Here is a 19,055-nt window from a genome sequence, read left to right on the forward strand (position 1 = left end):
GCATGCCCACCGCGACTGAGGACTTCGTCCACCTCCACGTCCACACCGAGTACTCGATGCTGGACGGCGCGGCGCGGATCGGCGACCTGTTCGACGAGGTCGAGCGGCTCGGGCAGAAGGCGATCGCGACGACGGACCACGGGTACGTGTTCGGCGCGTTCGAGTTCTGGTCCCGCGCGCAGGCGAAGGGCATCAAGCCGATCATCGGTGTCGAGGCGTACATCACGCCCGGGACGAGCCGGTTCGACCAGACGCGCGTGCGGTTCGGGCAGCAGGGGCAGGAGTCCGACGACGTCTCCGCGCGCGGCGCCTACACGCACATGACGCTCCTCGCCAAGGACAACGAGGGTCTGCACAACCTGTTCCGGGCGTCGTCGCTCGCGTCGCTGGACGGGCAGATGGGCAAGTGGCCCCGCATGGACCGCGACCTGCTCCAGACCTACGGCAAGGGACTGATCGCGACGAGCGGCTGCCCGTCGGGGGAGATCCAGACGCGCCTGCGGCTGGGCCAGTGGGACGAGGCGGTCCGGACGGCGGGGGAGCTTCAGGACGTCTTCGGGCGCGAGAACTTCTACGTCGAGCTCATGGACCACGGCCTCGACATCGAGACCCGGGTCACGCAGGACCTGCTGCGGCTCGCGGAGACGATCGGGGCGCGGCTCGTCGCGACGAACGACCTGCACTACGTGCGCGAGGACGACGCGTCGAGCCAGGAGGCGCTGCTCGCGATCAACTCCGGCTCGACGCTCGACGACCCGGACCGGTTCAAGTTCGACGGGACCGGCTACTACGTGAAGTCGGCGGCGGAGATGCGTCGCGTGTTCGCGGAGCTGCCCGAGGCGTGCGACAACACGCTGCTCATCGCCGAGCAGTGCGAGGTGTCGTTCGACACGAAGGCGAACTACATGCCGCGGTTCCCCGTCCCCGACGGCGAGGACGAGACGAGCTGGTTCGTCAAGGAGATCGAGCGGGGGCTGCACCGCAGGTACCCGAACGGGATCCCGGACGCGTCGCGCAAGCAGGCGCAGTACGAGACCGAGGTCATCATCCAGATGGGCTTCCCGGGGTACTTCCTCGTGGTCGCCGACTTCATCAACTGGGCCAAGGAGCAGGGCATCCGCGTCGGGCCGGGCCGTGGCTCGGCGGCCGGTTCGATGGCGTCCTACCTCATGGGCATCACGGAGCTCGACCCGCTCGAGCACGGCCTGATCTTCGAGCGGTTCCTCAACCCCGAGCGCGTGTCGATGCCCGACGTCGACGTCGACTTCGACGAGCGTCGGCGCGGGGAGGTCATCCGGTACGTCACGGAGAAGTACGGCGACGACCGCGTCGCGCAGATCGTCACCTACGGCACGATCAAGGCCAAGCAGGCCCTCAAGGACTCGGCGCGCCTGCTGGGCTTCCCCTTCGCCATGGGGGAGAAGCTCACCAAGGCGATGCCGCCTGCGGTGATGGGCAAGGACATCCCGCTGTCCGGGATCTTCGACCCCAAGCACGAGCGCTACCCCGAGGCCGCGGAGTTCCGCCAGCTCCACGACACGGACCCCGAGGCGCAGCGCGTCGTCGAGCTCGCACGCGGCATCGAGGGCCTGAAGCGGCAGTGGGGCGTGCACGCCGCCGGCGTCATCATGTCGAGCGACCCGCTCATCGACATCATCCCGATCATGCGCCGCCCGCAGGACGGCGCGGTCATCACGCAGTTCGACTACCCGACGTCCGAGGGCCTCGGGCTCATCAAGATGGACTTCCTCGGGCTGCGCAACCTGACGATCCTCGACGACGCGCTCGAGAACATCGAGATGAACGGCAAGGACCCGATCGAGATCGAGTCGTTGACGCTCGACGACAAGGCGTCCTACGACCTCCTGGCACGCGGCGACACGCTGGGTGTGTTCCAGCTCGACGGCGGGCCGATGCGCGCGCTGCTGCGCCAGATGAAGCCGGACAAGTTCGACGACCTCTCGGCCGTCATCGCGCTGTACCGCCCGGGCCCCATGGGCATGAACTCGCACACGAACTACGCGCTGCGAAAGAACGGCCTCCAGAAGATCGAGCCGATCCACCCCGAGCTCGAGCAGCCGCTCGCGGAGATCCTCGACGAGACCTACGGGCTCATCGTCTACCAGGAGCAGGTGCAGCGCGCCGCGCAGATCCTCGCCGGGTACTCGCTTGGCCAGGCCGACCTGCTGCGCCGCGCGATGGGCAAGAAGAAGAAGGAGATCCTCGACAAGGAGTTCATCCCGTTCCAGGAGGGCTGCCGCGAGCGCGGGTACTCCGACGGGGCGATCCAGGCGGTGTGGGACACGCTGGTCCCGTTCGCGGGCTACGCGTTCAACAAGGCGCACTCGGCGGGGTACGGCCTCGTCGCGTACTGGACGGCGTTCCTCAAGGCGAACTACCCGACCGAGTACATGGCGGCGCTCCTCCAGAGCGTGCGGGACGACAAGGACAAGCTCGCCCTGTACCTCAACGAGTGCCGGCGCATGCACATCACGGTGCTCCCGCCTGACGTGAACGACTCGGCCGCGAAGTTCACGGCCGTCGGCAACGACATCCGCTTCGGCCTCACGGGCGTGCGCAACGTCGGCGCGAACGTCGTCGACGCGATCATCCGGACGCGCGAGGAGAAGGGCGCGTTCACGTCGTTCACCGACTTCCTCGACAAGGTCCCGGCGGTCGTCTGCAACAAGCGCACCATCGAGTCGCTCATCAAGGCGGGCGCGTTCGACTCGCTCGGTCACCCGCGGCGCGCGCTGCTCGTCGTGCACGAGCAGGCCGTCGACTCGGTCATCAGCGTCAAGCGCAAGGAGGCCGAGGGGCAGTTCGACCTGTTCGCCGACTTCGGCGGCGACGCCGAGGACGGCATGTCGTTCTCCGTCGACGTGCCCGACCTCCCGGACTGGGACAAGAAGCAGCGGCTCGCGTTCGAGCGCGAGATGCTCGGCCTGTACGTCTCGGACCACCCGCTCTCGGGGCTCGAGCACGTGCTCACGCGGGCGGCCGACACAGGCATCGCGAACCTGCTCGCCGACGAGGGCCGCCCGGACGGGTCGACGGTCGTGATCGCGGGTCTGGTGACGTCGCTGCAGCGCAAGATGAGCAAGAACGGCAACCCGTGGGCGGCGGTGACCATCGAGGACCTCGAGGGCGCCGTGGAGGTCATGTTCTTCGGCGAGACGTACCTCGCCTACTCCACGATCCTCGCGGAGGACCAGGTGGTCGTGCTGCGCGGGCGCGTGCGCCGTCGCGACGACACGATGCAGCTCCAGGCCATGGAGGTGTCGCTGCCCGACATCACCGTCGGCGCGGAGTCGCCGCTCGCCGTGAAGGTGTCGCACACGCGGTGCGTCGAGCCGATCATCCTGCGCCTGCGGGAGGTGCTCGCGACCCACCCCGGGTCGGCGGAGGTGCACGTGCAGGTGCTGGAGCCCGGCAAGACGACCGTCGTGCGCGCCGGCGACGGGCTGCGCGTCGAGAAGTCCCCGGCGCTCTTCGGCGACCTCAAGGCCCTCCTCGGGCCGTCGTGCCTGGTCGGCTGACCCGGATGACGGAGCATGCCGTCGACGGCGCCGCCCGGACGTCGTGGGACGACGGCTCGGCGTCGCACCGGTTCCGGGTCGTCCCCGCGGCGTACGTCCTGCTCCGCCGGGGCGACGAGGTGCTGCTCCAGCTCCGGCAGGGCACCGGCTACCGGGACGGGTACTGGGCCGCCGCGGCGGCCGGGCACGTCGAGCCGGGGGAGTCGGTCGTGGCGGCCGCGGCGCGCGAGGCGCGCGAGGAGCTCGGCGTCGAGATCGCGCTCGCGGACCTGCGGCCACTCACGGTGCTGCACCGCGGTGTGCCCGGAGGACCGGCGCTCGAGCAGCGCGCCGACTTCTTCTTCACGGCCGAGGCCTGGGACGGCGACGCGGTGCTCCAGGAGCGGGACAAGGCGGCCGACCTGCGGTGGTTCACGCTCGACGACCTGCCGGACCCTGTCGTCCCGCACGAGCTCCACGTCCTGCGGGCGCTGCGTGCGGGCGCGGTGCCGCCGATCATGACCTTCGGGTTCGACGCCTGACACCGAGCGACCGGCGTCCACGCACCGGCCGCCCACGCACCGGGCGTCCGGCGACCGGGCGCCCGCCGCACCCGGCGACGGAACCCGTAGGCTCGACGCCGTGATCCGCCTCAACCCCGAACAGCTCGTCTTCGTCACCGAGCGCCACCTGGCGACGCTCACCACGCTGCGCGCCGACGGCACGCCGCACGTCGTCCCCGTCGCCTTCACGTGGGACGCCGACGCGGGCGTGCTGCGCATCACCACCAACCGTGCCTCGGTCAAGGCCCGCAACGCGCGCCTCCCGGGAGCGGACGGCGGCGCACCGAGAGCCGCGGTGTGCCAGGTCGAGGGCGGCCGATGGATCACTCTCGAGGGCACGATCGAGGTCGTCGAGGACGCGGACGAGGTCGCGGACGCCGTCGTGCGGTACGGCCGTCGCTACCGGACACTCTCCCCGAACCCCGAGCGCGTCGTGCTCCGGCTCACGCCCGACAAGGTCATGGCCTCGACCTACATGGCCTGACGGTCCGCTCAGGAGACCGTCGCGCTCTCGGTCCCCTGGGGGTGGTCGACCGAGACGACGTCGCCGCGGTGCAGCTGGCGGCCGCGCCGCGTGTCGACCTCGCCGTTGACGCGGACCTCGCCCTCCGTGACGAGCTCGCGGGCCTCGGCGCCGGACTCGGCGAGGCCGGCGAGCTTGAGGAACTGCCCGAGGCGGATCACGTTGTCGGAGATCTCGACCGGGCGGGCGTCGTGAGGGGCGTTCATGCGACCCATTCTCCCCGTCCGCGCGGGTTGGGCGCGACGCGGCGTCCCGCGACCCGCGCGGTGCGACCGGTGGGCGAAACGCCTCGTCGCGGGGTCGCGCGGGCTCCTAGACTCGACCCATGATCACCCGCATCGATCTTCGAGGACGTTCCCTGTCCGCCCGCGAGCTCGTCGAGACCCTGCCGCGCGCAGAGCTCGGCGTCGAGGACGCGGCGCATCGGGTCGCCCCGATCGTCGAGGCGGTCCGCGGGCGCGGCGCGGACGCGCTGCGCGAGTACGCCGAGCGGTTCGACGGCGTCCGGCCCGAGCACCTACGCGTCCCTGGCGACGCGCTCGCCGACGCCCTCACGCGTCTCGACCCGGACGTGCGGGCGGGACTGGAGGAGGCGATCCGTCGGGTGCGCCTCGTGCACGCCGCGCAGCGTCCGCAGGACTTCACGGTCGAGATCGCGCCCGGCGCGCAGGTCCGCCAGCGCTGGGTGCCGGTGCGTCGCGTCGGGCTCTACGCACCGGGCGGCCTCGCGGTCTACCCGTCGTCCGTGGTGATGAACGTCGTCGCGGCGCAGGAGGCCGGCGTCCGCAGCCTCGCGGTCGCGTCGCCTCCCCAGAAGGAGAACGGCGGCCTGCCGCACCCGACGATCCTCGCGGCATGCGCGCTGCTCGGGGTCGACGAGGTCTACGCGGTGGGCGGCGCGCAGGCCGTGGCGATGTTCGCGTACGGCGCGGCGGGCAGCGAGCCGCAGGACGGGGACGTGCTCTGCGAGCCGGTCGACGTCGTGACCGGACCGGGGAACGTCTACGTGGCCGCGGCGAAGCGGCTCGTCCGCGGCGTCGTCGGGATCGACGCTGAGGCCGGTCCCACGGAGATCGCGATCCTCGCGGACGGCACCGCCGACCCGGGGCACGTGGCCTCCGACCTCATCAGCCAGGCCGAGCACGACCCCCTGGCCGCGGCCGTCCTCGTCACGCCGTCCGTCGAGCTCGCCGCCGCGGTCGAGGCGCGCCTCGCGGACCTCGTCACGGCGACGAAGCACGCGGCGCGCGTCGCGCAGTCCCTCGCCGGGCCGCAGTCCGCGATCGTGCTCGTCGACGACCTCGAGAACGGTCTTCAGGTGGTCGACGCCTACGGCGCCGAGCACCTCGAGATCCAGGCCGACGGCGCGGCCGAGCTTGCCGAGCGTGTCACGAGCGCCGGCGCGATCTTCGTCGGGCCGTGGTCGCCCGTCTCGCTCGGCGACTACATGGCGGGCTCGAACCACGTGCTCCCGACCGGCGGCTGCGCGCACTTCTCGAGCGGGCTCGGGGTGCACAGCTACGTCAAGGCCGTGCAGGTGATCGAGTACGACCGCGACGCGCTCGGAGAGCTCGCGGACCGGATCGTCGCCGTCGCGAACGACGAGGACCTCCCGGCCCACGGCGAGGCGGTGCGGGCGCGGTTCCTGTGACGGCCGCGCGCGAGGACCGTGCGCCGGTGCGGCGCGCGGTCCCGCGCGACGCCGGCGACCTCGTCGGCCTGCGCGTCCACCTCATGCGTGCGATGGGGGAGACGGACGCGGACCAGCCCGAATGGCAGGAGCGAGCCCGCGAGTGGTTCGTTCGGGCGCTCGGATCGGACGACGTCGTGGCCTTCGTCGTCGACGGGCCGGAACGGGTCGCGGCGTGCGCGCTCGTCGAGCTGCACCGGTCGGCGCCGTCGGCGCGGAACCCGCACGGCACGACGGCGCACCTGTCGAACGTCTGCACGGTGCCCGGAGAGCGCGGGCAGGGCTACGCGCGTGCGTGCGTCGTGGCGGCGCTCGACTGGGCGCGAGAGAGCGGGGCCGACTCGGTCTCGCTGCACGCCACGGCCGACGGCGAGTCGCTCTACCGGGCGCTGGGCTTCGTCGACACGACGTACACAGAGCTGCGCCTGCGGTGGTGACCCGGCTCCCGCCGCCTCAGCGCACGCCGAGGACGAACGGGTGCACGGCCGCCGCGCCCGCCTGGCGCAGCAGACGCGCCGCGACCGTGAGCGTCCAGCCCGACTCGGTGTAGTCGTCGACGAGGAGCACGCGCCGCCCGGCCAGACCGGCCCGGGCGGCGTCCGACAGCTCGAGCTGCAGGCGGCCGGTGACGCCCGCGAGGCGCGTCGCCGAGTTCACGTCGTGCCGGCCCGGCTCCTCGCGCCCGGGGACGGGACCGACGGCGCCGATGAGCGGCTTGCCGAGGTAGCTCGCGAGCCCGTTCGCGAGGTGGAAGGTGAGGCGCGGGCGGGTCGCGGAACGCACCGCGACGACGCCGTCGACGAGGAGCCGACGCTCCGGCGCGCTCGCCGCGGCGTCCTCGCCGACGTCCGTCGCGGGCTCGGTCTGCGCGGCGGCCTCGTACAGCTCCGGCCACTCGTCGAGCACCCGTGCGGCCGCGCGCCGGAGCGCGACGGGCGTGTCGCCGTCGGGCGTCGCTGGCGCGAAGAGCTCGCGCAACGGGGCGGACCACCCGAGCCCGTCGAGCCGCGCGACGCCTCGCCCGGTCTCCGCGAGCTCGTCGGCGCCGAGGCGCCCACGCAGATCGAGTCCCAGGCGGTCCATGCCGCTCGGCCACTGCCGACGCGCGACGACCTCGACCCCGGGCCGGTCCATGTCGGCGCGCGCAGCGGCGACGGCCTCGGCGTCCGGGAGCGCGGGCAGCGTCACGCCGCCGCACGTGTCGCAGCGCCCGCACCGCCACCCGTCCTCGAGCTCCGGGTCGTCGAGCGCGGCGCGCAGGAACGCCATGCGGCACCCGTCCGTCGCCTCGTAGTCGAGCATCGCCTGCTGCTCGGCCGTGCGCGTCGCGTCGACGCGCTCGTAGCGCTCGGCGTCGTACGTCCACGGCTCGCCCGTGGCCTCCCAGCCGCCCTTGACGCGCCGGACGGCGCCGTCGACGTCCAGCACCTTGAGCATGCCCTCGAGGCGCGAGCGCTTGAGGTCGACCTGCGTCTCGAGCTGCGCGACGGACTGCGTGCCGCCCGCGCCCAGCGCGTCGAGCGTCGTGCGGACCTGGGCCTGCGGCGGGAACGCGGTCGACGCGAACCACTCCCAGATGCGCCGGTCCTCCTCGCCGGGCAGCAGCACCACGACGGCGGAGTCCACGCCACGTCCCGCGCGCCCGACCTGCTGGTAGTAGGCGATGGGGGAGCTCGGCGCGCCGAGGTGCACGACGAACGCGAGGTCGGGCTTGTCGAAGCCCATCCCGAGCGCCGAGGTCGCCACCAGGGCCTTGACCCGGTTCTCCTTGAGGTCCTCCTCCAGGCGCTCGCGCTCGGCCGGGTCGGTCTGGCCCGTGTACGACGCGACGGCGAGGCCGGCGGCGCGGAGCTGGCTCGCGACCTGCTCGGCCGCGGAGACGGTGAGGCAGTAGACGATGCCCGAGCCGTCGACGTCCTGGAGCGCCTCGACGAGCCACGCGACGCGCGTCGGCTGGTCGGGCAGGCGCAGGACGGCGAGGTGGAGCGACTCGCGGTCGAGCCCGCCGCGCAGCACGAGCACGTCCTCGTGCCCGGCCTCGCCGTCGGTGCCGTCGGCGGCGTGCGCCGCGGTCACGCCGAGCTGCTCGGCGACGTCCGCGGTCACGCGCGCGTTCGCCGTCGCGGTCGTCGCGAGCACGGGGATGCCGGGCGGCAGGTCGGCGAGGAGCGTGCGGATGCGCCGGTAGTCGGGGCGGAAGTCGTGGCCCCAGTCGGAGATGCAGTGCGCCTCGTCGATGACGACGAGCCCGGCGTCGGCCGCGAGCCGGGGGAGCACCTCGTCGCGGAAGCCGGGGTTGTTGAGCCGCTCGGGCGAGCAGAGCAGCACGTCGACCTCGCCGGCCGCGATCGCCCGGTGGACGTCGTCCCACTCCGTGACGTTGGCCGAGTTGATGGTCACGGCCTTGATCCCCGCCCGCGCCGCGGCCGAGATCTGGTCGCGCATGAGCGCGAGGAGCGGGGAGACGATCACGGTCGGCCCGGCGCCGCGGTCGCGCAGCAGGCGCGTGGCCACGAAGTACACCGCGGACTTGCCCCACCCGGTGCGCTGCACGACGAGCGCGCGGCGCCGGAACGCCACGAGCGCCTCGATCGCGCGCCACTGGTCCTCGCGCAGCACCGCGTCGTCGCGCCCGACGAGCGCGCGCAGCGCGGTCTCGGCGTCCTCGCGCAGCGACTGCCCGTCGAGCAGGCCGCGCAGCATGGCGAGCTTGGCCCGCTTGGCGGCCTCCCCGCCGTCGGGCGCCGTGGCGGGGGCACCTCCGTCGACCGGGGCGGCTGCGCGCGGCCCGGCGACCGCGGGCTGCGTCGTCTCCGGCGCGGGCCCCGACGGCGCGGCCCCCGCCCACGGGTCGCCGAACGCGTCGGCGGGCTCGTCGAGCGGCGGCTCGTCGGCCGGGTCGAAGGGCAGGTCGGCGTACGGGTCGGTGGGGCTCACCCGCACGATCGTAGGCGCACCTGCCGACCCTCGGGTCGTCGTGCACAGGGTGCGGCCCGCGAACCCCGGGGACGGGGTCGCGGGCCGCGAGAAGCGTGGACGCAGGGCGTCAGGAGCGCATGTCCATGACCACGCGCCCGTCGATCCTGCCCTCCTCCATCTCGGCGAAGATCGCGTTGACGTCGTCGAGCGGGCGCACCGTGTACGTCGGGCTGATCTTCCCGCGGGCGAAGAAGTCGAGCGCCTCCGCCATGTCCTTGCGCGTCCCGACGATCGACCCCCGCACGGTCAGCCCGAAGAGCACGGTCGTGAAGATGTCGAGCGGGAACTTCTCCGGCGGGAGCCCGACGAGCGAGACCGTGCCGCCGCGGCGCAGCGCACCCACGGCCTGGGGGAACGCGTGCGCGTTGACGGCGGTGACGAGCGCGCCGTGGACACCGCCGCCCGTCTGCTCCTGGATCTCGGCCGCCGCGTCGGGCGACGTGGCCGCGTTGACCGTGACCTCCGCGCCGTGCTTGCGCGCGAGCGCGAGCTTCTCGTCGTCCACGTCCACCGCGGCGACGCGACGACCCATCGCGACCGCGTACTGCACCGCGATGTGACCGAGGCCGCCGATCCCGGAGATCAGCACCCACTCGCCGGGCTGCGTGTCCGTGACCTTGAGCCCCTTGTAGACGGTGACGCCGGCGCACAGGATCGGGCCGACGGCGGAGAGGTCGACCCCGTCCGGGACCACCGGGCAGTAGCGCGAGTCGACGAGCATGTACTGGCCGAACGAGCCGTCGACGGAGTAGCCGCCGTTCTTCTGGTTCGGGCACAGGGTCTCCCACCCCGTCTCGCAGTACTCGCACTCGCCGCACGCGCTCCACAGCCACGCGTTCCCGACCGTGTCCCCGACCTGGACGCGCGTGACCTGGTCGCCCACCGCGACGACCGTGCCGACGCCCTCGTGCCCGGGCACGAACGGGGGAGCGGGCTTGACCGGCCAGTCGCCGTGCGCGGCGTGCAGGTCTGTGTGGCACACACCGGTGTAGTCGACCTTGACGAGCGCCTCGTGGGGTCCGGGGGTGGGGACCTCGATCTCGTCGACGCTCAGCGGGTCGGTGAACGAACGGACGACGGCGGCACGCATGGTGGGCATGACGATCACCTCGGTTCTCGGGGAGAGTGGCGGGCCGGACCGTGCCGGCGGTCCTGCCTCGTCCTCGACGCTACGCGCGCGGGTGCCGGCCGTCGCGGCGGACGGCGCGACGCGCGACTCACGACCGTGCTGCTCGTGACCTTCGCCTCTCCACGACGAGGGCGAGCGTCCCGGCGACCACGACGACCCACTCGCTCACCGCGGCGAGGACCTGCTGCGTCCCCCCGACGGTCTCGTTCACGCCGAAGAAGCCGACCGTCGTCGACAGGTAGAACGCGGCGAGGGTCAGCGCCCCGAAGCCGACCGCGCCGAGCAGCGGCAGCCAGTGCCGCCACACGAGGACGAGGAGGCCGAGGACGAGCCCTGCGACGGCGTTGAGCGCGAAGAGCGGGCCGACGACGCCGATGTCGCGGTAGCCCTCGACGAACAGCACGAGGTGCACGTCGGCGGAGAGCAGGAGGCCGGCGGCGGTCAGCCCGCGCAGGACCCACGCACCGAGCGCTCGACCCTCGCGCACGGGTGGTGTCGGGGGCCCCGTGGTCGCGGACATGGTCGTCTCCTCCGCTCGGGTGCGGTCGGGGGGCGCGCTCCCGCACCCCGGTGCTTCAATGGAACCGCCGACGTCGACGTCTCGCTCGCCGGGCGGCCGGGGCGGGCCGAGGGCCCGCCCGTCCACGCACCGCGCAAGGAGGCCGGACATGGACGCACCGCACCCCGCCGTCCCCCCGGGCGCCGTGGTCGACGGCCGCGACGACACCCTTGTCGCCGCGCCCGGTGCCGCGCGTACCCGGCGGCCCGGCCCGACCCTGCGCGTCCCGTGCGGGGCGACGCCGACGCGACGGGTCGTCCTCGCCGGGTCGGGGGCGGGCGCCGCGCTCGCGTTCCTCGCGGCGTGCGGTGGTGGCGGCCCCTCGGGGACCCAGGACGGCGGGACGGGCGGCGGCGAGGGCTCCGGGGGTGGCGGGCCCGACGTCGGGCCCGGGCAGGCGCTCGCGAGCGTCGACGACGTCCCGGTCGGCGGGGCGCTCGCGGTCACCGTGGACGGCGCGCCGCTGCTCGTCACGCAGCCCGAGGAGGGGACCTTCGCGGCCTTCAGCGCGATCTGCACCCACCAGGGGTGCACGGTCGCGCCCGGGGACGGCGAGCTCCTCTGCCCGTGCCACGCCTCTCGCTACGACCTCGCGACCGGCGCCGTGCTCGGCGGGCCCGCGCCGTCGCCCCTGCCCGAGGTGCCCGTGACGGTCGACGGCGGCGAGGTCACCTCGGCCTGACGCGGCGGCCCGGGCCCGCCCCGTCCGGGTGCGGCGACAGGAGCCGCCTGCCCGCGTGCCGGACGTCACGGACGGGGGTGCGCGCGCGGTTCGTAGACTGTCCGGGTGACCCCACCCTCCGTCGCGGGACGGCCCCTGCTCCCGCTGCGCCCCGAGCTCGCCGGCGTCGAGCCGTACGGCGCGCCGCAGCTCGACGTCCCGGTCCTGCTCAACGTCAACGAGAACCCGCACGCGCCGAGCGAGGCCGTCGTCGCGACGATCACGCAGGCTGTGCGCGACGCCGCCGCGGGCCTCAACCGCTACCCCGACCGCGACTTCCTCGGGCTGCGCGCCGACCTCGCGGCGTACCTCGGCACGGAGTCCGGCGTCGCGCGGGAGGCCGAGCAGCTCTGGGCCGCCAACGGGTCGAACGAGATCATGCTCCACGTGCTCCAGGCGTTCGGCGGGCCGGGACGCACGGCCGTCTCCTTCGCCCCGACGTACTCGATGTACCCGGAGTACGCGCGCGACACCCACACGGCCTGGGTCGTGGGGCGCCGCGCGGAGGACTTCACGCTCGACCCGGAGCACGCCCGCGAGGTCGTCGCGCGGGAGCAGCCGTCCGTCGTCCTGCTCGCGAGCCCCAACAACCCGACCGGCACCGCATTGCCCGCCGCGACCGTCGAGGCGGTCTGCGAGGCGGCGCTCGCGGTGCGCGTCCCGCTCCCCGACGGGCAGGAGGCCCCCGCCGTCGTCGTCGTCGACGAGGCGTACGGCGAGTTCCGCCGGGCCGGGACGCCCTCGGCCCTCGAGCTGCTCGATCGCTACCCGAACCTCGCGGTGACGCGCACGATGTCCAAGGCGTTCGCGCTCGCGGGCGCCCGCGTCGGGTACCTCGCGGCGTCGCGCGAGCTCGTCGACGCGCTGCGCGTCGTGCGCCTGCCGTACCACCTGTCGGCCGTGACGCAGGCGGTCGCGCGCGCGGCCCTCGCGCACTCGGGCGAGCTGCTCGCGCAGGTCTCCGCGCTGCGCGAGCGCCGCGACGAGACCGTCGCGTGGCTGCGCTCGCTGCGCCACCCGGACGGTCGTCCGCTCGACGTCGCGGAGTCCGACGCCAACTTCGTCCTGTTCGGCACGTTCGCCGACCGGCACGCGGTCTGGGCGGCGTTGTTGGAGCGGGGCGTGCTCATCCGGGAGACTGGTCCCGACGGCTGGCTGCGGGTGTCGATCGGCACCGGCGACGAGATGAGGGCCTTCCGACAGGCCCTCGTGGAGGTGGCAGGACTGTGAAGCGCACCGCGCGCATCGAGCGCGCGACGTCCGAGTCGAGCGTGCTCGTCGAGCTCGACCTCGACGGCACGGGGCGGACGGAGATCTCGACGACCGTCCCGTTCTACGACCACATGCTCACGGCGCTGGGCAAGCACTCGCTCATCGACCTCAAGGTCGTCGCGACGGGCGACACGCACATCGACGCGCACCACACGGTCGAGGACGTGGCGATCACGATCGGCGAGGCGCTGCGCGTCGCGCTCGGCGACAAGGTGGGCATCGGGCGCTTCGGCGACGCGACGGTCCCGCTCGACGAGGCGCTCGCGCTCGCGGTCGTCGACGTGTCCGGGCGTCCCTACCTCGTGCACTCGGGCGAGCCGGAGGGGCAGGAGTACCACCTCATCGGCGGGCACTTCACGGGGTCCCTGACGCGCCACGTGCTCGAGTCGATCGCGCACCACGCGGGCATCTGCATCCACGTGCGCGTCCTCGCGGGCCGCGACCCGCACCACATCGTCGAGGCGCAGTTCAAGGCGCTCGCCCGCGCGCTGCGCGCCGCGGTGGCCCCCGACCCGCGCGTCGAGGGCGTCCCGTCCACGAAGGGGGCCCTGTGAGCACGCACGGCGACGACGCGCTGGACGGCGTCGAGATCCCGGACGACCTCTCGTCCCTGACGGGCCCGGCGCGGCCCGACCTCGTCGCGCTCATCACGCAGATCGCCGGGGCCGAGCCCCTCGCCGCCGCGTGCTCGCTCGCGCAGGTCGAGGCCGACGTGGTGCCGACCGACGTGGGCGCCGTCGCGGTCCTGCGCGACACGGCCGGCGACGCCCCCGCGCACGCCGCCGCCGCGCTGACCACCCTGGTCAAGGGCGTCCCGCTCGTGCTCGTCGTGCGCAGCGGCGAGCAGCTCACCATGACGCGCTGGGCCGACGGCGCCGTGGGCGACCAGCTCGCCCCGGGCCTGGTGCTCGGCGGTGCGCCGGAGGCGCTCGAGGACCTGCTCACCGGCACGACGACGCTCGCCGACCAGGACGGCGTCGTCGCGAGCTCGTCGATCTCCCGCTGGAAGGCGATGCGCCTGCTCACGTCGGCGGCGCGACGCGCACGGAAGGACGGCGCATGACCGAGGCGACGACCCGCGAGACGTCGGGCGTGCGGCGCCCGTCCGTCGTCGTGCTCGACTACGGGTTCGGCAACGTCCGCTCGGCCGTGCGCGCGCTCGAGCGCGTCGGTGCGGACGTCGAGCTCACCGCGGACCGCGCGCGGGCCCAGGACGCGGACGGCCTCGTCGTCCCGGGCGTCGGCGCGTTCGCCGCGGTCATGGCAGGTCTGCGCGGCGTCCGCGGCGACGAGCTCGTCGGCCGCCGCCTCGCCGGCGGTCGGCCCGTGCTCGGTATCTGCGTGGGCATGCAGGTCATGTTCGAGCAGGGCGACGAGCATGGCACCCTGACCGACGGGCTGGGGGAGTGGGCCGGCCTCGTCGACCGGCTCGAGGCCGACGTCGTGCCGCACATGGGCTGGGACACGGTCGACGTCCCCGAGGGCAGCGTCCTGTTCCGCGGCGTCGAGGACGAGCGCTTCTACTTCGTCCACTCCTACGCGGCCCGGTCCTTCACGACGGGTCACGACCTGCCCGCGGACTCGCCGATCCGGCGACCGCTCGTCACGTGGTCCGACCACGGCGGCCGGTTCGTCGCGGCCGTGGAGAACGGGCCGCTGTCCGCCACGCAGTTCCACCCCGAGAAGTCGGGCGACGCCGGCGCGACCCTGCTCGAGAACTGGGTCCGCTCGCTCTGATCGACCCGGACGCCGGTTCCCCGCATCCCCGACGTACACCCGCTGCGGCGCCCACGACGCGCCACCGACACCGATGGAGAACCCCGTGACCGACCGCCTCGTGCTGCTCCCCGCCGTCGACGTCGCCGACGGCCAGGCCGTCCGCCTCGTCCAGGGCGAGGCCGGCTCCGAGACCTCGTACGGCGACCCGCTCGCCGCCGCGCTCGACTGGCAGTCGGGCGGTGCGGAGTGGATCCACCTCGTGGACCTCGACGCCGCGTTCGGACGCGGCTCCAACGCGGAGCTGCTCGCCGACGTCGTCGCGCGCCTCGACGTCCAGGTCGAGCTCTCCGGCGGGATCCGCGACGACGCGTCGCTCGAGCGCGCGCTCGCCACGGGCGCGCGCCGCGTCAACCTCGGCACCGCGGCGCTCGAGAACCCCGAGTGGACCGCGAAGGTCATCGCGGAGCACGGCGACGCGATCGCGGTCGGCCTCGACGTGCGCGGCACCACGCTCGCCGCGCGCGGCTGGACGCAGGAGGGCGGCGACCTGTGGGAGGTCCTCGACCGCCTCGAGGCCGCCGGCTGCGCGCGCTACGTCGTCACGGACGTGACCAAGGACGGCACGCTGCGCGGGCCGAACCTCGACCTGCTGCGCGACGTCGCCGCGCGCACGGACGCGCCGGTCGTCGCGTCGGGCGGCATCTCGAGCCTCGCCGACCTCGAGGCGCTGCGCTCGCTCGTCCCGGCGGGCGTCGAGGGCGCGATCGTGGGCAAGGCCCTCTACGCCGGCGCGTTCACGCTGCCCCAGGCGCTCGACGTCGCGGGTCGGCCGTGACGGTGGGCCCGGACTCCCCGGGGAAGGCGCTCCCGCCGTCGTCCGGGTTCGCCGGCGACGACGGGTCGGCCGACCCGGCGCTGGCCGCGCTGCTCGCCGCCTACGCCGCGGGGTCGGCGTCGCTGGCCGACGTCGTCGCGCGGCTCGGCGACACGCGCGTCCTCGTCCCGATCCTCGCCGAGCTCGAGAGCGCGGGCGAGGGTGAGCACGGGCACACGGTCGACAAGGAGGCCTCCGCCGGGGTCGTCGCGATCGAGGCGCCGGACGGGCGTCGCGCGCTCCCGGTGTTCACCTCCGTCGCGGCGATGGCGGCGTGGCGCGCGAGCGCGCGGCCCGTGCCCGTGGACGCTCGGCGGGCGGCGCTGTCCGCCGTGAGCGAGGACTGGTCGCTGCTCGTCCTCGACCCGGGCGGTCCGGTGACGGCGCTCGTGCCACGCCCGGCCGTGTGGGCGCTCGCCCAGGGCAAGGACTGGTCGCCCGCGGTCGTCGACGGGACCGTCGTCCCCGAGGTGGTCGACGCGGTCCAGGGCGCGCTCGCCGGGATCCCGCACGTCGCGCGGGTCTGGGCGGAGCCGGGACGGCGCGCCGAGGTCGCCGTCGTGCTGCGCATCGACGCGGGGCTGGACCGGGCGGGGCTCGACGCCGTGCTCGGTCAGGTCAACGCCGCGCTCGCGACGGACGCCGTCGTGTCGGAGCGCGTCGACGGGCTCGAGCTGCGGGTCGGTCGCGCGGACTGACCCGCCACGCGGGTGTCCGCGTGGTCCCGCCGCGCGTCGGGTGGCTCAGCGACGGCGCAGGCGGCTGATCCCCCACGCGAGCGCGGCCGAGAACGCGACGACCGCGCCGAGGGCCTGGCCGCCGAGGATCACGCGGTTGAGGTCCAGCGCGGGCTGCCAGCGCACGCCCTGGTCGTCGACGACGTAGACGCCCTTGGCGACGACGCGGACCCCGAAGCCGCCACCGCCACCCGAGCCCTCGCCGCCCGCCTCGCCGCCGGCGTTGCCCGACCCGGGGTCGGACGAGCCGCCCGCGTCCGGCGTCGTCGACGCCGGCTCGGCCTCCGGAGCGGGGGCCGCGGCCGCCCCGACGCGGCGGCGCCAGTCGGCGGCCCCCTTGCCGGAGAGCTCTCCCGCGCCGGAACCCCAGCCCGAGCCGGTGCCGCCCCAGACGGTCGCGACGGGGATGACGAGCGTGCCGTCGCGCTCGTAGGACTCTCCGAAGACGCGACGCACGGTGAGCGTGTCGCGTGCTGCGTGGGTGATGTGCGCCGGGTCGACCGGGGACGTGTCCGAGCTCGCGTGTGTGCTCATGGCAGGAAGGGTAGACCCGGGGTCACGGGTGCGCGCGGGGGCGCCTCGGCGGGTCGCGCCGGGGACCCGCGGCCTGCCGCGACCGGACCGGTCAGGCGTCGCACTCGGGGAGAGCCGTGAACGCGGACTCGTCGCCGAGCAGCGTCTGGAGCGTGCTCACCGGGACGAGCAGCGACTTGTCGGTCGAGGTCTTGGCGTAGACGACGCCGATCACCTCGCCGGCGTCGTTGAGCGCGGCGGAGCCGGAGCTTCCCGGCTCGACCGGCGCGTCGGTGACCAGCACCTCGCCGAGGTTCTCGTGCAGCGGGTCCGTGGTCGTGCCGATGACCGAGCCCTGCGTCACCGTGAGCCGACCGCCCTCGGGGTAGCCCACGACCGTCACCGGGTCGCCCGGCGCCGGGTCGGCCGCCGCGAGGGTCGGGGCCGACGGGAGGTCCTCCGACGTCCGGACGATCGCGAGGTCCGCGAGGCCGGCCACGCTCGCGGTCTGGGCCGCGATGTCGCGGCCGTCGTAGGTGAGGAGCTGCAACGAGCGCGACGAGTCGACCACGTGCTTGTTGGTGATGAGCGTGCGCGAGTCCACGGCGAACCCCGAGCCGGTCGACAGCCCGTCGCACCGCACGTTGCGGATGCGCACGGCCATGCGCCGGACGGCGTCGAAGCCGTCGGGCGAGAGGTTCTCGGACCCCGCCGGGTCGTCGGGCGCGACGAGGGACGGCACGACCGAGTCGGGCACGGGCTCGGGGAGCTCCGGGAGGACGCCGCACGCCGTGAGCGGGCCGGCGAGCAGGGCCACGGAGACCAGCGACCCGACGACGCGCCGGGCGACGAAGCGTCCGGAGCCGTCGTCCCTGGCGGCCGGCCAGGCTCGGCGCCGGGTCATCCGGCGAGCTCCTGCTGGAGCTGCGCGTTGGCGTCCGTGGCCTCCTGGCACAGCAGGTCGACCTGGTCGGCGAACCGCTCCAGGTCGGCGGGGTCGTACGCGTCACGGTTGTTGAGGTAGCCGATGAGCTGTGTCTGCGCCGTCGTGCACTGGCCGAGCGCGGCCGCGACCTTGCCCGCCGCCTCGGAGACCCGGCTCTGGTAGTCGAGGTACTGCTGGGACGCCTCGTTCTCGTCGCCGAGCTGCGCCTTCTCGTTGGCGAGGTCGCTGATACGGTCCTGCGCGGCGGTGAGCTGGGTGCGCGCGGACTCGAGCTCCGCGTTCGCGCCGTCGAGCTCGGTCTGGAGCCGGGCGACGTCCTCGCCCAGGCCGCGGGCCTCGCCCTCCCAGTCCGCGCTCGACTCCTGCCAGCGCGTCGTCGTGACCCACAGGTAGGCCCCGACCCCCAGGGCGGCCGCGAGGAGGACGGACAGCACCACGATCGCCACGACGGCGCCGCGGCGGCGGCGCCGAGGCGCCGCCGGGTTCCCGGCGGCGGACGGCGCACCGTCCGGTCCGGGTGCACCGCTGCCCGGTGCGCCCACGCTCCGGGGGACGGCGGCCCCGGGGACCGCGCCCGCACCGACGGTGCCGAGCGGGGCGTCCGAGGCCGTGACCCGGGGCGCCGCGGAGGCCGGGGCGAACGACGGCGGTCCACCCGCCGACGAGGGCGAGCCCGGGACCGCGGGCGGCGTCGTCCCCCGCGGGACGCTCTCGGGCCGGGTCGGCGACGGCGGCGGACCCGGCGGCGGCTCGGAGGGTCCGCCGTGCGGCGGAGGCGCCGGAGGGGTGCTCAACTCACGGCACCCGTGTACTTCTCGCCCGGGCCCTCGCCGGGGGCGTCGGGGTAGACCGACGCCTCGCGGAACGCGAGCTGGAGCGAGCGCAGCCCGTCGCGGAGCGACCGGGCGTGCTGGTTGCCGATGTCGGGAGCGCTCGCCGTGACGAGCGCGGCGAGCGCGTTGATGAGCTTGCGCGCCTCGTCGAGGTCGAGGTGCCCCTGCTCCTGCGCGTCCTCGGCGAGGCCGCACTTGACGGCCGCGGCGCTCATGAGGTGGACAGCCGCGGACGTGATGACCTCCACGGCGGCGACGTCGGCGATGTCGCGCACGGCGTCGGCGGCGGGGTCGGGCACGGCGGCGTTCTCGGTACTCATGGCGACCATCTTTCCATCCGGCGGCGGGGGAGCACGCCCCCCGTGCGGGACGTGCCGCGACGACGCCGGGCGCCGCCCCCCCGGGGGCGACGGCCCGGCGTGCGGGGCGGGGGGGGCCGACCCCCCGGGCCCCAGGCTCAGACGCGCCCCGGCGCCGCC

Annotated in this window: 20 protein-coding genes; 12 read left to right on the forward strand and 8 right to left on the reverse strand. The window is 74.5% G+C overall.

Going from position 1 to position 19,055, the window contains the following annotated elements; genetic code table 11:
* Window positions 1-2 precede the first annotated feature (2 nt).
* The 3 genes from dnaE to ACFWH7_RS10850 all read left to right on the forward strand — a co-directional run bounded on the left by dnaE (window position 3) and on the right by ACFWH7_RS10850 (window position 4,565).
* Window positions 3-3,539 carry a DNA polymerase III subunit alpha gene (dnaE, locus tag ACFWH7_RS10840; protein ID WP_378216515.1) on the forward strand — a complete coding sequence of 1,179 codons (3,537 nt, stop codon included), beginning with the start codon at window positions 3-5 and terminating at the stop codon, window positions 3,537-3,539.
* Between the two features lie 5 nt (window positions 3,540-3,544).
* Complete coding sequence (locus tag ACFWH7_RS10845) at window positions 3,545-4,060, forward strand: NUDIX domain-containing protein (protein ID WP_378216516.1); 516 nt, start codon at window positions 3,545-3,547, stop codon at window positions 4,058-4,060.
* 100 nt (window positions 4,061-4,160) lie between these two features.
* Entirely contained in the window at window positions 4,161-4,565 is a 405-nt protein-coding gene (locus tag ACFWH7_RS10850) for a pyridoxamine 5'-phosphate oxidase family protein (protein ID WP_378216517.1), read from the forward strand.
* A gap of 8 nt (window positions 4,566-4,573) precedes the next feature.
* Here ACFWH7_RS10850 and ACFWH7_RS10855 read toward each other — a convergent pair whose 3' ends face one another.
* A complete protein-coding gene (locus ACFWH7_RS10855; protein ID WP_378216518.1) occupies window positions 4,574-4,810 on the reverse strand; it encodes an RNA-binding S4 domain-containing protein in 237 nt (78 codons plus the stop codon).
* Window positions 4,811-4,929: 119 nt separating this feature from the next.
* Between ACFWH7_RS10855 and hisD the strand changes: the two genes are divergently transcribed.
* Together hisD and ACFWH7_RS10865 are read left to right on the forward strand one after the other, a co-directional pair.
* Window positions 4,930-6,255 (forward strand): histidinol dehydrogenase, encoded by a 1,326-nt coding sequence (gene hisD / locus ACFWH7_RS10860; protein ID WP_378216519.1) that lies wholly within the window; start codon window positions 4,930-4,932, stop codon window positions 6,253-6,255.
* A 26-nt stretch (window positions 6,256-6,281) separates the two neighbouring features.
* Window positions 6,282-6,731 (forward strand): GNAT family N-acetyltransferase, encoded by a 450-nt coding sequence (locus ACFWH7_RS10865; protein WP_378216520.1) that lies wholly within the window; start codon window positions 6,282-6,284, stop codon window positions 6,729-6,731.
* Window positions 6,732-6,747: 16 nt separating this feature from the next.
* Here the strand turns inward: ACFWH7_RS10865 and ACFWH7_RS10870 are convergent, their stop codons facing one another.
* The 3 genes from ACFWH7_RS10870 to ACFWH7_RS10880 form a co-directional block, all read right to left on the reverse strand.
* Window positions 6,748-8,997 carry a RecQ family ATP-dependent DNA helicase gene (locus tag ACFWH7_RS10870; RefSeq protein WP_378216533.1) on the reverse strand — a complete coding sequence of 750 codons (2,250 nt, stop codon included), beginning with the start codon at window positions 8,995-8,997 and terminating at the stop codon, window positions 6,748-6,750.
* Window positions 8,998-9,340: 343 nt separating this feature from the next.
* Window positions 9,341-10,372 (reverse strand): alcohol dehydrogenase AdhP, encoded by a 1,032-nt coding sequence (gene adhP, locus ACFWH7_RS10875; protein WP_378216521.1) that lies wholly within the window; start codon window positions 10,370-10,372, stop codon window positions 9,341-9,343.
* A 118-nt stretch (window positions 10,373-10,490) separates the two neighbouring features.
* A complete protein-coding gene (locus tag ACFWH7_RS10880; protein ID WP_378216522.1) occupies window positions 10,491-10,922 on the reverse strand; it encodes a hypothetical protein in 432 nt (143 codons plus the stop codon).
* 148 nt (window positions 10,923-11,070) lie between these two features.
* On the opposite strand from ACFWH7_RS10880, the gene ACFWH7_RS10885 reads away from it, so the two are divergent.
* The 7 genes from ACFWH7_RS10885 (at window position 11,071) to ACFWH7_RS10915 (ending at window position 16,245) form a co-directional block, all read left to right on the forward strand.
* Window positions 11,071-11,643: a Rieske (2Fe-2S) protein gene (locus ACFWH7_RS10885; protein ID WP_378216523.1), complete on the forward strand. Its 573-nt coding sequence runs from the start codon at window positions 11,071-11,073 to the stop codon at window positions 11,641-11,643.
* 105 nt (window positions 11,644-11,748) lie between these two features.
* Window positions 11,749-12,912: a histidinol-phosphate transaminase gene (locus ACFWH7_RS10890; RefSeq protein WP_378216524.1), complete on the forward strand. Its 1,164-nt coding sequence runs from the start codon at window positions 11,749-11,751 to the stop codon at window positions 12,910-12,912.
* The gene (gene hisB / locus ACFWH7_RS10895; protein WP_021482124.1) at window positions 12,909-13,508 is read left to right on the forward strand and encodes an imidazoleglycerol-phosphate dehydratase HisB; all 600 of its coding nucleotides are present in this window, start codon (window positions 12,909-12,911) and stop codon (window positions 13,506-13,508) included. The genes ACFWH7_RS10890 and hisB overlap by 4 nt, the downstream gene beginning before the upstream one ends.
* A complete protein-coding gene (locus ACFWH7_RS10900; protein WP_378216525.1) occupies window positions 13,505-14,017 on the forward strand; it encodes a hypothetical protein in 513 nt (170 codons plus the stop codon). The genes hisB and ACFWH7_RS10900 overlap by 4 nt, the downstream gene beginning before the upstream one ends.
* The gene (gene hisH, locus ACFWH7_RS10905) at window positions 14,014-14,691 is read left to right on the forward strand and encodes an imidazole glycerol phosphate synthase subunit HisH (RefSeq protein ID WP_378216527.1); all 678 of its coding nucleotides are present in this window, start codon (window positions 14,014-14,016) and stop codon (window positions 14,689-14,691) included. The genes ACFWH7_RS10900 and hisH overlap by 4 nt, the downstream gene beginning before the upstream one ends.
* Window positions 14,692-14,776: 85 nt before the next feature.
* Entirely contained in the window at window positions 14,777-15,508 is a 732-nt protein-coding gene (priA, locus tag ACFWH7_RS10910; protein ID WP_082141424.1) for a bifunctional 1-(5-phosphoribosyl)-5-((5-phosphoribosylamino)methylideneamino)imidazole-4-carboxamide isomerase/phosphoribosylanthranilate isomerase PriA, read from the forward strand.
* Window positions 15,505-16,245, forward strand: coding sequence for an SseB family protein (locus tag ACFWH7_RS10915; protein ID WP_378216528.1), 741 nt, complete (start codon window positions 15,505-15,507; stop codon window positions 16,243-16,245). The genes priA and ACFWH7_RS10915 overlap by 4 nt, the downstream gene beginning before the upstream one ends.
* A gap of 45 nt (window positions 16,246-16,290) precedes the next feature.
* On the opposite strand, the gene ACFWH7_RS10920 is transcribed toward ACFWH7_RS10915, so the two are convergent.
* The 4 genes from ACFWH7_RS10920 to ACFWH7_RS10935 form a co-directional block, all read right to left on the reverse strand.
* A complete protein-coding gene (locus ACFWH7_RS10920) occupies window positions 16,291-16,818 on the reverse strand; it encodes a hypothetical protein (RefSeq protein WP_378216529.1) in 528 nt (175 codons plus the stop codon).
* Between the two features lie 91 nt (window positions 16,819-16,909).
* Window positions 16,910-17,701 carry a S1C family serine protease gene (locus tag ACFWH7_RS10925; RefSeq protein WP_378216530.1) on the reverse strand — a complete coding sequence of 264 codons (792 nt, stop codon included), beginning with the start codon at window positions 17,699-17,701 and terminating at the stop codon, window positions 16,910-16,912.
* Window positions 17,698-18,189: a hypothetical protein gene (locus ACFWH7_RS10930; RefSeq protein ID WP_378216531.1), complete on the reverse strand. Its 492-nt coding sequence runs from the start codon at window positions 18,187-18,189 to the stop codon at window positions 17,698-17,700. Before ACFWH7_RS10930 ends, ACFWH7_RS10925 begins: the two co-directional genes overlap by 4 nt.
* A gap of 344 nt (window positions 18,190-18,533) precedes the next feature.
* Entirely contained in the window at window positions 18,534-18,905 is a 372-nt protein-coding gene (locus ACFWH7_RS10935; protein WP_371861946.1) for a DUF1844 domain-containing protein, read from the reverse strand.
* Window positions 18,906-19,055: the final 150 nt, after the last annotated feature.

Source organism: Cellulosimicrobium cellulans, from assembly GCF_042723955.1.
GTDB lineage: Bacteria > Actinomycetota > Actinomycetes > Actinomycetales > Cellulomonadaceae > Cellulosimicrobium > Cellulosimicrobium cellulans_H.

Excerpts from the sequence above, each read along its gene's own strand:
- dnaE (WP_378216515.1), top strand. The coding sequence starts at position 3 with ATGCCCACCGCGACTGAGGACTTCGTCCACCTCCACGTCCACACCGAG.
- ACFWH7_RS10845 (WP_378216516.1), top strand. The coding sequence starts at position 3,545 with ATGACGGAGCATGCCGTCGACGGCGCCGCCCGGACGTCGTGGGACGAC.
- ACFWH7_RS10855 (WP_378216518.1), bottom strand. The coding sequence starts at position 4,810 with ATGAACGCCCCTCACGACGCCCGCCCGGTCGAGATCTCCGACAACGTG.
- hisD (WP_378216519.1), top strand. The coding sequence starts at position 4,930 with ATGATCACCCGCATCGATCTTCGAGGACGTTCCCTGTCCGCCCGCGAG.
- ACFWH7_RS10870 (WP_378216533.1), bottom strand. The coding sequence starts at position 8,997 with ATGCTGCGCGGCCTGCTCGACGGGCAGTCGCTGCGCGAGGACGCCGAG.
- adhP (WP_378216521.1), bottom strand. The coding sequence starts at position 10,372 with ATGCCCACCATGCGTGCCGCCGTCGTCCGTTCGTTCACCGACCCGCTG.
- ACFWH7_RS10880 (WP_378216522.1), bottom strand. The coding sequence starts at position 10,922 with ATGTCCGCGACCACGGGGCCCCCGACACCACCCGTGCGCGAGGGTCGA.
- ACFWH7_RS10885 (WP_378216523.1), top strand. The coding sequence starts at position 11,071 with ATGGACGCACCGCACCCCGCCGTCCCCCCGGGCGCCGTGGTCGACGGC.
- hisH (WP_378216527.1), top strand. The coding sequence starts at position 14,014 with ATGACCGAGGCGACGACCCGCGAGACGTCGGGCGTGCGGCGCCCGTCC.
- ACFWH7_RS10920 (WP_378216529.1), bottom strand. The coding sequence starts at position 16,818 with ATGAGCACACACGCGAGCTCGGACACGTCCCCGGTCGACCCGGCGCAC.
- ACFWH7_RS10925 (WP_378216530.1), bottom strand. The coding sequence starts at position 17,701 with ATGACCCGGCGCCGAGCCTGGCCGGCCGCCAGGGACGACGGCTCCGGA.
- ACFWH7_RS10935 (WP_371861946.1), bottom strand. The coding sequence starts at position 18,905 with ATGGTCGCCATGAGTACCGAGAACGCCGCCGTGCCCGACCCCGCCGCC.